Annotated in this window: 16 protein-coding genes; 10 read left to right on the top strand and 6 right to left on the bottom strand. The window is 64.6% G+C overall.

Features of this window, described 5'->3' with window-relative positions; all coding sequences use genetic code 11:
* Positions 1-141 precede the first annotated feature (141 nt).
* The 4 genes from VJS38_RS15895 to VJS38_RS15910 all read right to left on the bottom strand — a co-directional run bounded on the left by VJS38_RS15895 (position 142) and on the right by VJS38_RS15910 (position 6,928).
* A complete protein-coding gene (locus tag VJS38_RS15895; RefSeq protein WP_324089129.1) occupies positions 142-1,551 on the bottom strand; it encodes an MFS transporter in 1,410 nt (469 codons plus the stop codon).
* Between the two features lie 165 nt (positions 1,552-1,716).
* A complete protein-coding gene (gene hpaR / locus VJS38_RS15900) occupies positions 1,717-2,184 on the bottom strand; it encodes a homoprotocatechuate degradation operon regulator HpaR (protein ID WP_324089144.1) in 468 nt (155 codons plus the stop codon).
* A gap of 111 nt (positions 2,185-2,295) precedes the next feature.
* A complete protein-coding gene (locus VJS38_RS15905; protein WP_324089130.1) occupies positions 2,296-4,293 on the bottom strand; it encodes a hypothetical protein in 1,998 nt (665 codons plus the stop codon).
* Positions 4,294-4,663: 370 nt separating this feature from the next.
* A complete protein-coding gene (locus VJS38_RS15910; protein ID WP_324089131.1) occupies positions 4,664-6,928 on the bottom strand; it encodes a TonB-dependent receptor in 2,265 nt (754 codons plus the stop codon).
* 435 nt (positions 6,929-7,363) lie between these two features.
* Between VJS38_RS15910 and VJS38_RS15915 the strand changes: the two genes are divergently transcribed.
* From VJS38_RS15915 to VJS38_RS15955, 9 genes are all read left to right on the top strand, one after another.
* The gene (locus tag VJS38_RS15915; RefSeq protein WP_324089132.1) at positions 7,364-7,747 is read left to right on the top strand and encodes a MarR family transcriptional regulator; all 384 of its coding nucleotides are present in this window, start codon (positions 7,364-7,366) and stop codon (positions 7,745-7,747) included.
* Positions 7,748-7,970: 223 nt separating this feature from the next.
* Complete coding sequence (locus VJS38_RS15920) at positions 7,971-8,597, top strand: fumarylacetoacetate hydrolase family protein (protein ID WP_324089133.1); 627 nt, start codon at positions 7,971-7,973, stop codon at positions 8,595-8,597.
* Entirely contained in the window at positions 8,594-9,346 is a 753-nt protein-coding gene (locus VJS38_RS15925) for a fumarylacetoacetate hydrolase family protein (protein WP_324089134.1), read from the top strand. Before VJS38_RS15920 ends, VJS38_RS15925 begins: the two co-directional genes overlap by 4 nt.
* Positions 9,343-9,669 carry an aromatic ring-opening dioxygenase subunit LigA gene (locus tag VJS38_RS15930; protein WP_324089135.1) on the top strand — a complete coding sequence of 109 codons (327 nt, stop codon included), beginning with the start codon at positions 9,343-9,345 and terminating at the stop codon, positions 9,667-9,669. The genes VJS38_RS15925 and VJS38_RS15930 overlap by 4 nt, the downstream gene beginning before the upstream one ends.
* On the top strand, positions 9,666-10,484 hold the full coding sequence (locus VJS38_RS15935) for an extradiol ring-cleavage dioxygenase (protein ID WP_324089136.1): 819 nt from the start codon (positions 9,666-9,668) through the stop codon (positions 10,482-10,484). The genes VJS38_RS15930 and VJS38_RS15935 overlap by 4 nt, the downstream gene beginning before the upstream one ends.
* Complete coding sequence (locus VJS38_RS15940) at positions 10,484-10,873, top strand: 5-carboxymethyl-2-hydroxymuconate Delta-isomerase (protein ID WP_324089137.1); 390 nt, start codon at positions 10,484-10,486, stop codon at positions 10,871-10,873. The genes VJS38_RS15935 and VJS38_RS15940 overlap by 1 nt, the downstream gene beginning before the upstream one ends.
* Positions 10,873-11,679 carry a 2-oxo-hept-4-ene-1,7-dioate hydratase gene (gene hpaH / locus VJS38_RS15945; protein WP_324089138.1) on the top strand — a complete coding sequence of 269 codons (807 nt, stop codon included), beginning with the start codon at positions 10,873-10,875 and terminating at the stop codon, positions 11,677-11,679. The genes VJS38_RS15940 and hpaH overlap by 1 nt, the downstream gene beginning before the upstream one ends.
* 32 nt (positions 11,680-11,711) lie before the next feature.
* Positions 11,712-12,428 (top strand): HpcH/HpaI aldolase/citrate lyase family protein, encoded by a 717-nt coding sequence (locus tag VJS38_RS15950; RefSeq protein WP_324089139.1) that lies wholly within the window; start codon positions 11,712-11,714, stop codon positions 12,426-12,428.
* A 221-nt stretch (positions 12,429-12,649) separates the two neighbouring features.
* Positions 12,650-13,909, top strand: a complete 1,260-nt coding sequence (locus VJS38_RS15955; protein WP_324089140.1) for a Rieske 2Fe-2S domain-containing protein — start codon at positions 12,650-12,652, stop codon at positions 13,907-13,909.
* Positions 13,910-14,003: 94 nt separating this feature from the next.
* Here VJS38_RS15955 and VJS38_RS15960 read toward each other — a convergent pair whose 3' ends face one another.
* Positions 14,004-14,582, bottom strand: coding sequence for a MarR family winged helix-turn-helix transcriptional regulator (locus VJS38_RS15960; protein WP_324089141.1), 579 nt, complete (start codon positions 14,580-14,582; stop codon positions 14,004-14,006).
* 601 nt (positions 14,583-15,183) lie between these two features.
* Here VJS38_RS15960 and VJS38_RS15965 point away from each other — a divergent pair.
* Entirely contained in the window at positions 15,184-17,427 is a 2,244-nt protein-coding gene (locus tag VJS38_RS15965; protein WP_324089142.1) for a TonB-dependent receptor, read from the top strand.
* A gap of 694 nt (positions 17,428-18,121) precedes the next feature.
* Here VJS38_RS15965 and VJS38_RS15970 read toward each other — a convergent pair.
* A partial coding sequence (locus VJS38_RS15970; RefSeq protein ID WP_324089143.1) for a hypothetical protein occupies positions 18,122-18,368 on the bottom strand: 247 nt, incomplete at its 5' end.

Here is an 18,368-nt window from a genome sequence, read left to right on the forward strand (position 1 = left end):
CTTGAATACCGCAATCCCTTGCGGGCATGCTTTGCCCGGGTGGTATCGGTCCACATGTGTCGCTCCGTCGATGCTTCGCAACACCGACAGAATCACAAGCCTCTGATATCACCCAACTTCTTTTCGGGGCAGACACTTAGGCTATGACGGCGCCAGCGGCGCCTTCTTAGCCGAAGTCTGCGTATCCCGCGGGCCCGTCGCCCGAGCGCCGTGAGCTGCGAGCGGCTGCTCGCGCTCCTCCAACTCGTAATTTCGGGATCTTGCGTAGGCGCGGATCAAGAACGGCCAAAGCAACATCGCCGCCGCCATGGTGGCGACGCAGACCACGGCCAGCGAGTGCTGCAGGCCGCGTTCCATGGTCCCCGTCATCTGAGCACGGGCGGCGACAATCGTCGGTGCGATCCCGAGGCCCACCAAGGTGTTGATCATCCCGGAGAGGGCGATGGCGACGCCACGCTGCTTGCCGGGCACGATGGCTTGCAGCGCAGGATTGCCGCATGCGGCGATTGCGGCGCCGGTGAAGAGCGCCAAGCCCAGCGCCAGCGTGGCGCCGGCGAGGCCGCGGCTATGGTCCAGCCATACCAGGGCGGCGATCCCGAACGGCAGGATCGCGCCTGGAAGCCAGACCCGTCCGTTGCGTGGCCGCCAGCGTATCAGAAGGTCGGATGAGACGCCGCTCAGCAGGTACGCTCCGAACCCGGATACCGTCACCATCAGGCCCATGATCGCGCCCGCGGCGCCGGGGCTTTGGCCGTACGAGGTCATCAGGATCGTCGGGGTCCAACTGAGGATGGCGTAGGCCTCCATGGTGACGAAGGTCTGCAGGCCGAAGAGGCCGATAAACGCCGCGGGGTGCTTGCGAAAGGTGTCGAGGAACCCGCGTTCGGTTTGGTCTGCTTGCGGCGCGTCCTCGCGCCGCGGCGGCTCCTTGATTCCCATGAGCAGGGCTGCGAGCACCAGCCCTGGTCCGCCGAGGGTCAGGAAGACCGCCTGCCAGTTCTCGAGCGGCAGGCCGAGCCTCGCCAGGACTCCGCTCCGATCGAACCATGTGAGCAGCCAGCCGCCGCCGAGCGTGGCGACGATCGTGCCTATCGACGCTCCGGATTGGACGAAATTGATCGCCCGTCCGCGTTGATTGGCGGCGTAATAGTCCGCCAGCAACGAGGCGGTAGCTGGCATGAGCGTCGCCTCGCCCACGCCGACCGACATGCGTGCGAGAAAAAGCTGCCAGAACGAGTGCGACAAGCCGCAGGCGACTGTCGCAAGACTCCACATGACGATGCCGATGGCCATCAGGTTTCGTCTGTTCATTCGATCGGCGGCGCGTCCCAGGGGAAGTCCTGCGAGCGCGAAGAACAGCGAAAAAGCAAAGCCCTGTATGAGGCTGGCTTGCACGAGGCTAAGATCGAGGGAGCGCTTGAACGCGGGCAGGAGCACGCTGACAACCTGCCGGTCCGCGTAGTCGAAGATCTGCGCCACGAAGAGGAGCGCGGCTGCGTAAAATCGATCGCGTTCGCTGAGCGCGGACTGTGGGCGTGACGGCGGCTTCATCCCCGACTCCTCCGACGCCGCGTCAGCTCTTCGCGGTCTCAACTCTGTCGCAGATCGACTGCCGCGGAGGTTACGGCCGCGCCCGGGCGCCAAGAAGCCCATCGCCGCGGATATCAGATTCCTGATTGAAGCAGGGCACGGGGCGGGCGCGGGCAACGCCCGCAGTCAGGGTTCCGGGTCCGTGGAAGCGCCCACGCTGCGCAACGCCTCCTCGAGTGCGGCAAGTTCGTTGCGCAAGGCCGCCACCCGGCTCTCGCCGAAACGCTTGGCGAAGGCGTCGAGAATGACGACGGTCTCCTTGGCGGTCTCCTGCACCAGGCGACGCCCGCCGGCTGTCAGGCGGATGAGAGAACGACGCCCATCTTTCGCGTCCGGCAAGCGATCGATCAGCTTGCGATCCAGCAGCTCCTTCAAGATCCGGGTCACGCTCGGCGCGTGCAGCACCGCCCGGTTGGCCAGGGTCGAAGGATCGAGCTCGCCTTCGTCATCGAGGACCCGCAGGACCCGCCATTGCTGCTCGGTGACGCCGGCGCGGCGAAGGATCGGGCGGATCGGAGCCATGACGCTTTCCCGCGCGATCAGCAAGGTTCCGGCCAGGGATGCGCGGTACGGGAGAAGGGCTTTCCGAGGCATACCAGTTCTTAGCGGCACGACGCGCGAATTGACAATTTTGATCCCTCTCCCGCTTCGCGGGGCGCGCAGGCCGTGCACGTGAGGTCGTGACGCCTGCGCGCAACCCTGCCTTTATGGACCGCTCTTCGCGAAGTCCGGCGCGAGATCGAGGGCCGGGTTCCGGTCGAAGAAGTTGAACGGGCGGAGCCGGAATTCATGCCAGAGCGTCGGCATGATGGGCCAGTCCTCCGCGCGGGTCACATGCCGGAAGCCGACCGTATACCACAACACCAGATCGGCGTTCACCGTAGAACCCTTGTCGCCCGTATACTTCGGCAGTCCTTCGCCCGGCAGGCTTTCATTGACGAATTCACCGGCGGCGAAGAGCTGGTCCGCGGCGTACCGGCTCACCCAGAGCGGCTTGGTCGCGAACAGGGCTCGGCCCTGGATCGGATCGTCTTCCGACAGCAAGGACGACACCGGGTGGGACATCAGGACATAGCCGGTGTTGTTCCCGTACGCATTGGTCTTGGTCGGGTTGACGATACGCACCATGGCGTCGTGGCCGTGAGTTTCGACGGGCCCTTCCGTCGCCAGCGGCTCGCTTTCCACCTGCCAATAGGTCCGGCGCGTCGAGCTCGGAGGCGCCTCCTTCAGGACCAGGTGATCGACCATGAGGGTGTTCGTCGGACCGTCCACGTCGAGGTCGAGGCGGAAGTTGACGTAGTGGTCGTGGTTCACCCCGACGACGCCCGGCCCGACCAGCGATCCGAAAGCGGTGTCGGCCGGCGCTGTGGGAGCCTTGACGTTCTGTGACCGCACGCCCTTGACGGCGTCGATGCCCGTCGCGCCGACCCGCACGACGATCTCGCCCTTCTGGGTGAAGACGTAGTCAAGGATGTAATCGTAGTTGCCGATGACGGCGATCGCGCGAACCACGAGATCGACTTCCGGCCGGCTCTCGGCGTCGCCCGTCGGCTCGGAGTGCCGCCAGGCGGGATCGCCTGCGTTGCGCTCAAAGATGCAGATCACGCGCCGCATCGGCAGGGGCTTGCCGAGATCGTCGGGGAGCACGCCATCGAGATACTGCGCGTTCGCAGGGCAGTCGCGGCCCGGGGCGAGGCTGGAGGCGAGGAGTCCCAGGCCGTACTCGCCGGCGTCCAGATAGGACTTGAACGACCAGGTCGGCGTCGGGTCCATGTAGGGAACGAACATCTCGGACGCGGCGATCTGATAAGCCACCGAACGCGGCTTGCCGTGATCGTTCCACGCGATCAGCGACAGGATCGGTCCGCTTCGGCGATCCAGTCGGACATGGAACGACCAGTTGTCCCAGGTCACCTGGCCGCCGTCGACCTTGAAGTTGTCGCCGGCCGGCGAGGACATCGTCACCGGCTTCATCGGGGCGCGGAACTTCTCCACCGAGGCGTAATCGTACTTTGGAGACGGAGGCGGGATCGGCGTCACGCCCAAGTCGATCAAGCGGATCACCTTCCGCTCGTTCAAGTCCACGACCGCCATCAAGCCTTCCACCGGCCGCGCGAACAGGTTGTTGCTCGTCTCATGCGTGTCCATGCAGGGCACGTTCATCAGGCGGCGCTCGCGATCCTTCGCGTCGGGCACGAAGCCGACCGACAGAGGATTGCAGATGACCTTGCTGAAGTCCGTGACGCCGCGCTTGCGCATCGCCGCCTGCCAGGCCTGATCCTTGAGCACGATGTCGGTCGCGCCCATCACTTCCCCCAGCAGGAAGCTGGCGTGTCCGTCCTTCACTTCGGTCCAGGATTTCACCTGGCCGGATCGCAGGTCGACCGCTCCCTTGAAGGTCTTGCGGTTCTGCAGGACGACGACCGCGGCCGAGCGCTCGAAAGGCATGCCGCTCTTCCAGGCGAGCACGTCCGCCTTTGGCGGCTCCAGCAGGGTGATGGACACGAACTTCGCGTCAGCGCCGACGCGTCCCGCCCCCTTGAGGATGCTTGTTGCACGGTCGATCTCGTCGGGGCTCAGCGAATCCAGCGGATGAACGGCCGGCGCTGCGCTCGCAGCATGGCCCCAACTCAGCGGCGCAGCCACGAGCGCCCATGCGATCAACGCCGCCGCTGCGCGCGGCAAGCTCCTCTGAGTTCTCACATTCCTCTCCTGTCACGGTCCCGACGAGATGCTCACAACGGGCGAAGTTCCACCATGCTCCGCGGGAAAACCGCTTAACATGTTAACTGTCAGGTTTTCATCATGGATGATGGGCCGATGTCAACGCGCGGAAGCGTCTTGTTCCGCCAAAGTCGCAAGGCGCACATCGACAGGGCGACGAATTCGAGTCAACAGATCGCATCATCCTCGTCACCCCGGCCGCAGCGTAGCGGAGAGCCGGGACCCCGGGGCGGGTCCGCTCGGCCCCTGGGTCCCGGATCGGCCTCGCAGGCCGTCCGGGACGACGGGTTTATTTGATCAAGGTCGTGAGCCCGTCCACAGCCATGTGTGATAGCTGCAAGTAGCGCTCTTATCGAAGTCGATAAGTGATGCTGCCGCCGAACCAGCGCGGCCTGGCGTAGACCTGCTCAGAAATGCCGATTATCGATGTGATGTCGAGGTTGTAAATCCGATATCTCTTATCCGCGACGTTGTTCACGAACAGCGCGAGCTCCCAGTTCGCAGCGGGAGGGGAATATGTCGCCCGCACGTTGCCGACTGCGTAAGACTTCTCAAGATCAACGGGCGCATTAAATGCCGAGAAGTAGCTTGAGCTATTCCATTTCCAGTCGGTTGCAATGGCGCCTGTGCCCGAACCCAGCGGGAATTCGTAGCGCGCAGTACCGCCGACGGAATATCTAGGCGCTTGAGGCAGGCGTCGATCGGCAAGGCGCCCGCTGGGCAATCTGACGTCGATGATTCTGCTGTCGAGGTAGGTGGCGAAAGCCTGGAAGGTCAGGCCAGGCGCGGGGTTGACGTCGGTGTTCAATTCGAGCCCGGTGATCCTGGCGTCGCTATTCACCACGTACTGGTTTACGCCGATGATCTCGAATAGCTGATAGTCATGGTATCTGTAATGGAACGCCGAAGCTCCGAGATGCATGCGGTGATCAAGCATCGTCAGCTTCACGCCGCTTTCGAAGTTTGTCAGGACTTCCTGCTTGAAAGGAATAGCATTCGGATCGATGGGCTGAAGCGACAGCGTTCCAAAGCCGCCGGACTTTGTGCCCCGGTTTACGCTGACGTAGAGCAGATTTCCGGGCGAAAAATGATAGTCAAGTTCGACTTTAGCTGAATAGTTGCCGAATTTTCGATCCGCTAGGGAGGGATAGGTGCTTTTGTTGAACACAAAAGGACCGTCACCGCTATCAATCGCGAGATAGTCGAGCGTCTTGCGGTCGTTAGAGTAGCGCAAGCCGCCGATCAGGCTGACCGTGTCGGTCAGCTTTTTTTCAAGCTGTGCGAAGACAGCGATGGACCGTGTGTTCAAGGCGCCGCCGTAATTGAATATCGGCCCGCCAATGCCGGTGAAGTCGGCGATGTAGTGGTTGTCAGTGTGGATTTTAAGCGCGTACAGGCCCGCCACCCAGCTGAGCGTGGGGAGATCCTCGGAAAGGCGAATTTCCTGAGAATACTGGTAGGCCCGTTGAGCGGTGCTATAGTTAAAGGCCTCAATCGGAGAAACGTCGCTATCTTCGGTGTAGTTCTTTTTGAGGTTCTGATAGTCGCTTATCGAGGTGAGTTTGAACGGTCCAAGATCTTTGCTGTAGTTTGCGGTCAGGCTCCAATATGTCCGGTTGAAATCGGGCTGATGATTGTCCTCAACATGGAGCGGATTCGCTGGCGGCTGATAGCCAAGCAGATTGCAGCCAGGGCAGGTTCCGTACGGATTGTCGTTCGGCCCAATGAATACGCCCAGGCCGTCGGAGTTCAGGGTCGACACCCCCGCAGAATACATGCCAGCGTTGCTGTCGTGATCATTTCGCAACAACTGGCCCTTGACGGTCAGAACGCCTCCTCCGACATCTGCCGCGACCTGCAGCCGGCCGGCATAGAATTTCGATCCGCCGAGGCTCCGCCCAAGGCTATTGTTGATGTAGCCATTATGGTTGTCGGTCGTGAACGAAAGTCGGGCCCGGATCGAGTCGCTTAGCGGTCCGCTGATGGCGCCTTCGCTGGCGAATTGTCCGTAACTGCCGCCGGTGAGAGTCAGGAAGCCGTCCAGTGTGCGGGTCGGCTTCGCGGTGATGATTTGGATCAGTCCCCCCGTGGCGTTGCGCCCGAACAGCGTTCCTTGCGGGCCGCGCAGCACCTCCACGCGTTCCAGATCAAAATTCTGCCCGCTGATCGCGCCGAGCTGCGCGACGTAGACCTCATCGTTGTAGAAGGCGATCGGCGCCTCCTGTGAGTCTGCGAAGTCGTTCTGGGAGACGCCTCGGATATTGAAAACAGTAATGGTGGGTGAATACTGGTTCACCTGAAGGTTCGGCACCTTCGTCGTCAGGGCCGTCACGTCCTGACGGCCGATGGCGGAGATGTCCTCGCGCCCCAGCGCGCTTACCGCAATGCCAATATCCGACAGGCGCTGCTCGCGCTTTTGGGCGGTGACAACAATCTCGCCCAATGTATTCCCGGAAGGGGGAGCTTCGTGCGTAACAGGAGTCGTGTCGGTCGAGCCAAGTCTGCTTTGCTGCGGGGTCTGTATAGACTGCGCATGAAGCGCCAGCGGCGTTAGGCAAATGCTGCCAGTGAGCAGCGAGCGTATGGCCAGACGTTCAAATTTGCCTATGCGCATTGAGACTTCCCTCCCCTTTTTTGCGCTTTAATACAAGCGTTTCAATGCGCTCCACGATCGCAGAGCCTTGGGCGCTCGCTCTATGCGAACTTGATCCAGGGACCTCGGAGCAGCGAAGAAGCAAAACATGTTAAATAACCGGCGTCAACGACGAGGCCATGAGCAAGGTCAGCTTGCGAGGCCGGCATCGACGCTGCCCAACCTGTGGGCAAACGGTGAGCCGTTGGGGCGTGAAAGGCGCTTCGCGAGTCCGAGCGCAAGCGTGGGGATCAAGCGCGATAAGCTGAAGCTGGCATTGGTCTTGATTTGCCTAAGTAACGATTGTGTGGCCGGCGCGGATATGCCATCGGATCCGTGATGAGGAAGCCTGACCGTACTCTTCCGCCCTATCGTGCTTCTCTTGCTGGGAGGCTCCTAGCCGCCCGCGAGGCCGTGATGGGCCCGATTCGGCCGATATTGCGGACTGCGAACGTCACCGAACAGCAATGGCGTGTCCTGCGAGTGCTTTCGGAAAAGGCCGCAATGGACGTAAGCACAATTGCAGATCTGGCGCTCCTTCATGGCCCGAGCGTGACACGCATCCTGAAAGAGTTGTCTGAGCGTGGGCTCATCCAGCGATCGATCGATCCGGCCGACGCGCGCCGCTCGGTGGTCGAGATTTCTCCGGCGGGTCGGTCACTCATAGCCGAGACGTCGGTTCACGTTCGACGCGTGATGGAGCGATATGCAGAGGCGTTCGGCCCGCGAAGGATGGCAAAGTTCCAGGTCGATCTGGGTGATTTCGTGCACGCGATGGAACAGCTTAATGTCGATGAGTAGCGGCTTCCCGCGCCGCTGAGTGGTGCGGCGAGGGAGAGGCCGCTACTCAAGCGCCGCGCCGTTCTCGGGGATAAGGCCAGGGCTTTGAATCCGGCTTGAGGCGTTTTGGCGCCTCAAGCCGCAACGCTCAATCCGGGCTACCGACTTCCGAGCCCTGCGCGCGTCGACGGCGTACTTGCAAACCTATCATGTTAAATATATCCGTGGGCCGAAGGAGGCGCCGGTGATCTTCAGTACCGCTTACAGCATCGCGCTGAACGACAGAGCCGCGCTCGAACGGCTGGGGCCGGCGCTGTCGGCCGCGCCGTATAACGCCCCGCCCCAGGCGCCGGTCGTCGCCATCAAGCCTCGCACGTGCTGGCGGGGGCAGGGGGCGGCGACGCCGCTGCCCGAGGACCTGTCGGCGGTCGAGATCGCGCCCACCCTCGGGCTCCTGTTCGCAACGGATTGCGGGCCGGGCGTTTCGCCCTCGGCCGCGATCGGAGCCGCGTGCCTGGCCCTGGACGTCGGCGAGCCGGGCGGCGACTTTTATCGGCCCGCCATACGCCAGCGTTGCCGCGACGGTTTCCTGCCGCTCGGCGACTTCGGGCCCTGGGCCGAGGCGTTGGCCAAGGTCGAGATCGTCACGTGCATCGACGGCCAGGAGGCGCACCGCTGGTCGCTCACGCGGCTGATCCGCCCCGTGGACAGGCTGGTCCGCGACCTCTCCGACTTCATGACCTTGCGCGCGGGCGATCTGCTGCTCGTCGGCCTGCCGGATGACGCGCCGATCGCGCGCGCTGGCCAGTCCATCACGGTGTCCGCCTCAGGGCTGCCGACGCTCAGCACGCGGATCGAGGCTCAGGCATGAGGCGGGCGCAGATCTTTCACGGCGGGCGGCTGGTCTGGGCGACGGTGTCCGACGACGGCGCGGCGCTGAACTTGCCGGGCGGGGGCTATGTGGCGGCGGACGCGGCCGCCTGGCTGCCCCCGGTGACCGCTGGCGCGACCGTCTTCGCGCTGGGCCTCAATTACGCCGACCATAGCCGGGAGCTCGGCTTCGCGGCGAAGCAGGCGACGCCCCTGGTGTTCCTGAAGGGCCACAATACCTTCGTCGGCCATCAGGGCGCGACGCCGCGACCGGCGGACGCAGATCAGATGCACCCCGAGTGCGAACTCGTCGCGGTGATCGGCCGGCCGACCCGCAAGGTGCGCGAGGAAGACGCGCTGCGCCACGTGTCGGCCTATACGGTCGCCAACGACTATGCGATCCGCGAGTATCTCGAGAACTACTATCGCCCCAATGCGCGCGTGAAGAACCGCGACGCCACGACGCCGATCGGCCCGTGGCTGGTGGATGCGGCCGACGTGGGCGATCCGCAGGCGCTCAAGCTGTCGACGCGGATCAATGGCGAAGAAGTGCAGCATGGAACGACCGCGGACATGATCCTTTCCGTGGCCGGACTCATCGCCCATCTTTCCGATTTCATGACCCTGATGCCTGGCGACATGATCCTGACGGGCACGCCTCACGGCGTCCGCTTCGTGGCTGCGGGGGACGAGGTCGTCACCGAGGTGTCGGGCGTGGGCCGTCTCGTGAACCGGGTGGTGGCGTCATGAGCCTCTACCAGGTCTCCAAGCTGCTCTATCAGCTCAACCGGGACGAAGCGGTGAAGGCGGCGTTCGCCAAGGATCCGGAAGCGGTCGTCGCGCAGTATCCGATGACCGACGAGGAGCGCGGCGCGGTGCTCGGCCCGGACATCGGCCTGCTCTACGTCCTTGGCGTCAACGGGCAGATCCTGATGCACTACGCGGCGCTGTGCGGCATCGAGTGGTCCGACTATCTTCAGCGGATGCGGGATGGGGTGACGCGGCATGGGCCGGTGAGAGCCGGCATCTACGCCATGACCACCCGCCCAGATGAGAAGGTCGCCGGCGCATGAGCCTGGTGTTCGCAGGGGTATGCACCCACGGTCCGGGGACGACGGCGCGCGCGGATCGGGCGGATCCCGGGGCGCGCGAGGCCTTCTACGCGGCCCTGAGCGCGATGCGCGAAGCGCTGCACGCGTCGCGGCCGGACGCGCTGATCATCGTCGCGGCCGAGCACTTCGCGAACTTCTTCATGAACAACATGCCCAGCTTCGCCCTGGGCATGAGCGACAGCTACGACGGCCCGATCGAGGACCCGAGCTGGCTGCGGATTCCGCCGCGCCTCGTCCGCGGAGACGCCGCCCTGTCGCAAGCGATCATCGCCGAGGTGCAGCAGACCGTCGACGTCGCCTATTGCGAGGAATGGCGGTTCGACCACGGCATCATGGTGCCGCTGCACTTCCTCGATCCCGAGAACGTCCTGACGGTCATTCCCGCGAACATCAATTGCCAGGGGCCGCCCTTGGCGCCGCTGCATCGCGCCTGGGCGTTCGGCGAGGCGTTGCGCCGCGCGGCCGACGCCCGGCCAGAGCGCGTGGCGCTGATCGGCACGGGCGGCATCTCTCACTGGCCGGCGACGCCGGACAGCGGGCGCATCAACGAGGCCTGGGACCGCGAGTTCCTGGCGCGCTGGACCGCGAACGACCGCGCCGCCCTGACCGCCTATTCGGACGAGGAGGTCTACGCCGAGGCGGGGCAGGGCGGCTTCGAGATCCGCACCTATGTCGCCGCCGCCGCCGCCGCCCGGGGCAAGGGGCGCGTGCTGTACGCCGAGCCGATCCCGATTTTCGCCACCACCGCGGTGGCCGCTATTATGGAAGTCGCCTGATGGCTCACGCAACGGTCGAATGGACCGACAATCTGGAGGGGGCGTTCGAGTTGACGGCCCTGCTGCGGCTGATCGCCGACGAGATGCGCTTGCGCTCGACCGGCGTCTTCCCGGTCGGCGGCATCCGCGTGCGGGCGATCCGCCTGAGCGACTATGTCATCGCCGACGGGGCCGGGCCCGACGACGCCTTCATCAACATCGACGTGAAGATGGGCGTGGGCCGCTCGGAGGCCTTCCGGAAGGCCTTCTTCGACCAGCTCTTCGCCGCGGTGAAGGATTTCCTCGGCGACCTGTTCGAGCGCCGGCCGCTGGCGCTGTCGATGTATGTCGAGGAGGCCGAAGGGTGGAAGCACAACAGCATCCACCGCCGGTTCGGAGGGCAGGGCTGATGGCGCTTAGCCCCGCGGTTATCGAAGACCTCGCCGGTCGCCTCGACGCGGCCGAACGCGACCGGACGCAGGTGGGCCAGTTCTCGCTGGCGCATCCGTCCATGACCCTGGAGGACGGCTACGCCGTGAGCCGCGCCTGGGTGGCGCGCAAGCTCGCGCGCGGCCGCCGGGTCATCGGCCACAAGATCGGACTGACCAGCCGGGCCATGCAGCGCTCGTCGAACGTCAACGAGCCCGATTTCGGGACCCTGCTCGACGACATGCTGTTCAGGGACGGCGGCGACATACCGGTGGATCGGTTCATCGAGCCGCGGGTGGAGGTGGAGCTCGCCTTCATCCTGAAGACGCCGCTCGAAGGTCCCGACGTCACGATCTATGACGTTCTGAACGCGACCGACTATGTGACCCCCGCGATCGAGATCATCGACGCGCGGATCGAGCGCATCGACACGGCCAGCGGCGTCACGCGCAAGGTGTTCGACACCATCGCCGACAATGCGGCGAACGCCGGCCTCGTGCTCGGCGGCCGTCCGATCAAGCCGGACGCCTTGGACCTGCGATGGGTGTCGGCGCTGCTCTACCGCAACGGCGTGATCGAGGACTCCGGCGTGGCCGCAGCGGTGCTCAATCATCCGGCGAACGGGCCGGCCTGGCTTGCGAACAAGCTCGCGCCGCACGACGAACGGCTGGAGGCCGGCCATATCGTGCTCGGCGGAAGCTTCACCGCCCCCGTCTTCGCAAAGGCGGGAGACAGTTTCCACGTCGATTACGGCCCGCTGGGCGCTATTTCGGTACGCTTCGCATGACCTTCCGGGAGAAATTGGCCGCGGGACGGCCTTTGATCGGGCTGTGGCAGGCGCTGGCCAACGCCTACACCGCCGAGATCTGCGCCAGTTCAGGCTACGACTGGCTGCTCTTCGACGGCGAGCACGCGCCGAACACGCTGCAGACGCTGCTCGCCCAGTTGCAGGCGGTGCAGGCCTACCCCGCCGAGCCGATCGCCCGCGTTCCCGTGGGCGAGCCGGCGGTGATCAAGCAGTATCTCGATATCGGCTTCGCGACCCTGCTCGTTCCCATGGTGGAAAGCGCGCAGCAGGCGCGCGACCTGGTCGCCGCGACGCGATTCCCCCCCCGCGGCGTCCGCGGCGTGGCGAGCGCGACGAGCCGCGCCTCCGGATTCGGGGCGGATGCGCGCTATCTCCAGACCGCGCACGAACGCACCTGCCTGATCGTGCAGATCGAGAGCGCGGCCGGCCTCGAGGCGATCGAGGCGATCGCCGCCGTCGACGGCGTCGACGCCCTGTTCGTCGGCCCCGGCGACCTCGCCGCCAGCCTCGGCCATCTCGGCGACGCGCGCCACCCGGCCGTGCAGTCGGTGATCGCCGACGCCAGGGCCCGCATCGCGCGCGCCGGCAAACCTGCCGGGATCTTCGCGCTCGACCTGGAAGACGCCCGTCGCCGCCAAGACGAGGGCTGGGCGCTCGTCTCGGTCGGCACCGACGTCGGGCTGCTCGCGCGCGGCGCCCGCGAGCTGAGGTCGGCGGTCGCCGGCTGAACGCCGCGGATACGCCTGGAAATCGACGGGGGCGAGCGCGGGCTCCGCCTTCCGCGAATCCGCGCGCGTAGCTTGCTGCGCGGAGACTTTTACTTCGGACAACGTGCGCCGGCACAGGTCGTATTTGTACCTACACTCAAGGTCCATTGTGTCGCACAGCGCTCGCGCTTGACGGCGGCGAACCATTTATCTTAGATTTAAGATATTATGGGAGGATTGAGATGGATCAGCCAATGACCGCCGACGGCAGAGCGTACGGTCGCCCCCCGGCGACGCCCGATGAGGACCTGGTCCGCTGCGGGCCGGGCACCCTGGGCGGTGAACTGCTTCGTCGCTATTGGCAGCCCGTGGCGCTGTCCGCCGATGTGACGTCACGCCCCCAGCAGGTGAAGATCCTCGGCGAGGACCTCATCCTGTTTCGCGATCACAGCGGCAAGGCGGGCCTGCTTTATCCGCGCTGCATGCACCGCGGTACGAGCCTGCTCTACGGAAAGGTGGAAGAGAGCGGCATTCGCTGCTGCTACCACGGCTGGCTGTTCAGTCCGGAAGGACACCTGCTGGAGACGCCCTGCGAGCCGAACAGCCCGGTGCGCAAGTCCGTTCGCCAGCCCTGGTATCCGGTCCTCGAGAAGTTCGGCATCGTCTTCACCTACATGGGCCCGCCCGAACGGCAACCGTTGTTCCCGGTCTTCTCCATCGAGGAGAACCTGGGCGAGGACGAAGAACTCGTGGTCGCGCGCACCACCTACGGCGCCAACGGACCGCATCCGAAGGTCGCCGCGCGCACCGACTACAATTGGTGGCAGATGTTCGATAACTGGATGGACCCGTTCCACGTCGTGGTCCTGCACAACATGATCAACGGCGTGCAGTTCAGCGAGAACCTGGGCATCCTGCCCGACGTTCGCTTCGAGCAACTGAGCGACGGCGTGATCAGCATCCAGAAGCGCAGGCTGCCCGATGGCGCCGTCCACCAGCGCGTGAGCCAGGTGTTGATGCCCAACATGAACGGCACGCCCGGGATCACGGACGAGGATCTCGGCCCCGCCAATCTCGGCTGGACCGTGCCCACGGACGACACCAACTTCGTGCAGTATCACCTGGTCCGCGTGCGCAAGGGCGAGAACCAGTTCCGCACCTTCGATCTTGTCGGCATGCTCAGCGACGACTGGGGCCCCAAGCACGGCAAGCCCTTCCTGGAATGGTCGCTGGAAGACCACCAGGACTGGCAGACCGACTACGCCGCACAGAAAGGGCAGGGCGACATCAGCCTGCACAGCGAGGAACATCTGGTGGCGGGCGACAAGGGCATGGGCATGATGCGCCGCCTCTTCCGTCAACAGGCGGCCAAGGTGGCCCGCGGCGAGGATCCCGTGGGCGTCGCCTTCGACCAGCCCTATCGCGTGGAGCTGGTGGCCGGCAACGCCTTGCTGGACGCCGAAACCGGGCGATGCATCGCGGGCTACGCCGCTCGCACCTGATCTGACACGCGATTCCGAAGTTCGCATCGGGCCCGCGGCGGCGTCTGACGAACTTCGGGATCGATCACGGCGTTCGCGCTGCGCCGCCGCGCCTTCAGGCGGTCTCCGTCGTCGGAGCCGCCTCATAGGCGTCGACCGCCTTTTCCCAACTCTTCGCGAGCTGGAGCAGGTTCTCCGCGGTGGCGCGCAAGGCTTCCGGCGTGAGATCGGCATTGGCCTGGCTCGCCATCCTGGCGCTCAGCACGACGGCGCCGTCGACGAGCCTCACGCCCGCCTCCGTCAGCTTCAGCAGATAGCTGCGTCCGTCCCGCGGATCGTCGGCGGGTTCGATCAGCCCCCGCTTCTTCAACAGATTGATGGTGTAGCTGACTGCTCCGGACGTGACGCCGAGAAGCCGGTAGAGGTCGGTGGGCCGCTGGGCGTAAGGCGGCCCGACGCGCCGAAGGGCGTAAAGCAGCCTCAGGCCGCCCGCGGTGACGTCCAGCTCCTTGCAGGTCCGCCATACGAAGTGCTCATTCAGAATGCACAGGCGGGTCACCGCCACGCCGATCGCATGTGCAAGGTGATCGCTCCCGGGAGTTTGACCCCGCCATTGGGAGACGATCTCCTCGGTGAGGCCGAGCTGGCGGAAGGGGGGCTCCGGCGGCCCGGTCTCCGACGACTTTCGCGGCATCTAGGACGACGGACCTCCGCAAGGACTGGGGTCCGGAGCACTATGACGTCTCACGGCTTGGGGCAACCGCGACCTCGGGGGCGCCGGCGCTCCGTCGCGCTAGGGCGGCGGCGCCCTGAAATCGCAAGGCGAAAGCCTCTCTTCGCGGCAGGGATTGGGTAACGAGAAGGGCGCATAGTCCCGCGTCGCCGCGGCGGTTTGATAGCCGCTTGACAGATTTGCAAAAACGCCTAAGCGTGCCTTCGGTACTGAACATGTTAAATATCTTCGACTAACTGAGTCGACTTTTGTCGGGGGGCAGGCCGATCAGTGACAAATGCAACGCGACTCGCGCTCGTCCGGTGTTAGACAACGGTCGGACATGTGTAGGCGCCGGGTCAGGCGGATAGATGCGCATGTATAAGTTGAGAAACACGAACGTGTTCGGGCAAATATTGTTGTGAGGTGAACTTATCTTTTGTTGCGGGATGTCAATTCGCTCGATCTATACCGCTTGAGCGAGCGCGTCTCCCCGCCCGGCGAGCTTCACCTTCGCCGACCTTGGGTTCGAACCATACCAAAAAGGGGATAGAGAATGAGAGCTACAACTCGAGCTTTCTTGTTGGCGACCGCCTCGCTCGCGATGATGTCGACGGGCGCCCATGCACAGACTTCGGCCGCAGCGCAGGCCGAGCCGGCGCGCGAGGAAAACAGCGTCGCCGAGGTCGTGGTCACCGCCAACAAGCGTCAGGAATCGATCAACGACGTCGGCATGTCGATCACGGCGGCCTCGGGCGAGCAGCTCACCCGCCTGGGCGTCGTCGACACCTCGCAACTGACCAAGGTCGTTCCCGGGTTCCGCTTCAACCAGACCGCCTACGGCTCGCCGATCTACACCATCCGCGGCGTCGGCTACCAGGAGAGCAGCCTCGCGGCGGGGCCCGCCGTCAGCGTCTACGTCGATGAAGTGCCGCTGCCCTATTCGACCCAGACGCTGGGCGCCGCGCTCGATCTTACCCGGGTGGAGGTGCTCAAAGGACCGCAGGGCACGCTGTTCGGCGGCAACTCGACCGGCGGCGCGATCAACTACATCGCCGCGAAGCCGACGAGCGACCTCGCCGCGGGCGCCAACGTCAGCTACGGCCGGTTCAACACCGCCGACGTCAACGGCTACGTCAGCGGCCCGATCACGGACACGCTGAGAGGTCGCCTTGCGGTCCGCTCGCTGCAATCGGGCGACTGGCAGAAGAGCCAAACGCGCAACGACACGAACGGCGCGCGCGACCAGCTGTTCGGCCGCTTGCTGCTCGATTGGGAGCCCATCGATGCGCTCACCGTCTCGTTGAATCTCAACGGATGGCGCGACCGCTCGGATTCGCAGGCGCCTCAAATCGTGGCCAAGGTGCCCTCAGTGGGCGGTCCGAGCCTGCTGACCCCCGGTTTCGTCGCGGCTCCGCTCGCACCGGCGGATGCGCGCGCCGCCGACTGGGATCCCGACAAGTCGCTCGGAAACAACAACCGCTTCTACCAGGCGGCCGGCCGGATCGAATACCGGCTCAATCACGACATCACCATAACCTCGATCACGTCCTATCAGAAATTCAAGCGCTATCAGCCGCTTGATGTCGATGGAACGTCCGTCGAGAACTTCTTCATCACCAACACGGGCTACATCACCAGCCTCTTCCAAGAACTCCGCATCGCCGGTCCGATCGGCAGCGCCGGCCACTGGCTGGTCGGCGCCAACTACCAGGACGATTCGATCTTCGACAACGTCCTGATCCAGCTGCGGGAGAGCACCCAGCGCATCGTCGCCCAGACCTCCCGCAATCAGAACAAGCAGGGGGTCGACACCAAGGCGATCTATGCGAATTTCGATTACAAGCTCCTGCCGGAGCTCAAGCTGAACGCCGGCATCCGCTACACCGAGGCGGATCGCAGCTATCGGGGCTGCACCATGGACTCGGGCGACGGCACGTTCGCGGCCTTCCTCGGCGGCGTGCCGGGCCAATGCGTCTCGTTCCGGGCCGACGGCACGCAAGGGCTGATCGTGGACAAGCTGAACCAGAACAACGTGTCCTGGCGGGTCGGACTCGACTATTCGGTGACGCCCGACACGCTGGTCTACGCGAACGTCAGCAAAGGTTACAAGGCAGGCAGCTTCCCCCTGCTCACCGTGTTCCTCGCGCGGCAGGTCCAGCCGGTGACCCAGGAAAGCCTGCTCGCCTACGAAACCGGCTTCAAATCGACCTTGCTCGATCGCACGCTGCAGCTCAACGGCGCCGCCTTCTACTATGATTACACCGACAAGCAGATCCGCGGCTTCACCGTCATCCCGCCGATCGGCGCGCTGGAAACACTGCTCAACATCCCCAAGTCCCGCGTCACCGGATTTGAGCTGAGCGCCGTCTGGCTGCCCGTGCGGGGTCTTCGGATCTCGCCGAGCGTCGCCTATACGGACTCGAAGATCACCAAGAGCTTCATCAACTTCGCGTCCGATGGCGAGGTGGTCGATTTCAAGGGGCAGGCGTTCCCGGATACGCCGAAGTGGTCTGGCGCCACGGACGTCGAGTATCGCTGGGACGTGAACAACGACGTGCAGGCCTTCGTCGGCGGCACGGTCAGCTTCCAGAGCAGCACCTCGGGCGGGGTCGAGCCGGCGCCGAACTTCGAGATCGACGGCTACGCGCTTCTGGACCTTCGGGCCGGCGTGGAAAGCGCCACCGGGAAGTGGAACGCCAGCGTCTGGGGTCGGAACGTCACCAACAAGTACTATTGGAACTCGGCGGTGCGCGGGTCCGACGCCATTGTGCGGTACGCCGGCATGCCGGCGACGTACGGCGTGACTGTCGGCTACAAATACTGAGGATCGATCGCCGGCGCGAGCTCAGCTCGCGCCGGTTTGTGCGCCCAGCATGGGCGCTGTCTTGCAGGTGGGAGTCCTGCGGTGAGCTGATCACGGTGAGCCAAGCGAAGCGCAACTGCACGAGGGCGACCGAGTGTGGGGAGGAAGCGTGGAGCGAAGCTGCGGGCCGATGGACAAGAACTGGGTATGAGGCGTCGCCGACCAGGGCGAGCGGGCAAATGACCGCGAAGCTCTCGTGATCAAGGGGGAGCGACGTAAACTCGGCGGTCGTGCAGTGACGGACAGCATTCTTACCTGGGGAGATCTCGCCTCATGCCTGAACGGGCGACGGTGTCGAGCCGGAGCGAGAAGTCAGCCGAGGCCGTAGTAGGGGAAGCGACCATCAAGGTCGCCGAAGCGAAGGGCCGAACGAGAGGGAGCACCGGCCACCGGGGTCGATGCGGGACAAAAGGCGTCAGATGCCTGAGCAATCAGGGAGGCCGCGTGGCCGCAGGGGTGAAGCCCCAGGCGAACGTGACCTTGACGAAGCGTCCCGCCCGCGACGCGGCACGGACGGCGCAGGGTCAGGGCTGCTCGCCGCGGCTCTGACACGAGAGAACCTTCAGCAAGCCTTGCGACGGGTCCGAGCCAACAAAGGCGCGGCCGGCGTTGACGGACTGGACGGATAGTTATAAAAAATCAAAGAGTTATGGCGCTAGCGGTGCAAATTTCGTGCGCTGACGTTCGCGTTCTCTTTCGTTTTCGTTCCTGCGCTGCGCCACGAAAATACTCGATCGGTGGTGCGCGCGACTCGTCCGCTTAGGTGATGGGGTGGACGCCCCCCGACGGCATCTGCGTGCCAGAGTGAGGTGTTGAGCTTCACTCGAGGGAGGCGCCCATGGGCGAGATTACCACCATCGGTCTGGATATCGCCAAGTCGGTGTTCCAGGCGCACGGCGCGG

It is taken from the genome of Phenylobacterium sp. (genome assembly GCF_035276905.1).
In the GTDB taxonomy this organism is placed as follows: Bacteria; Pseudomonadota; Alphaproteobacteria; order Caulobacterales; family Caulobacteraceae; genus Phenylobacterium.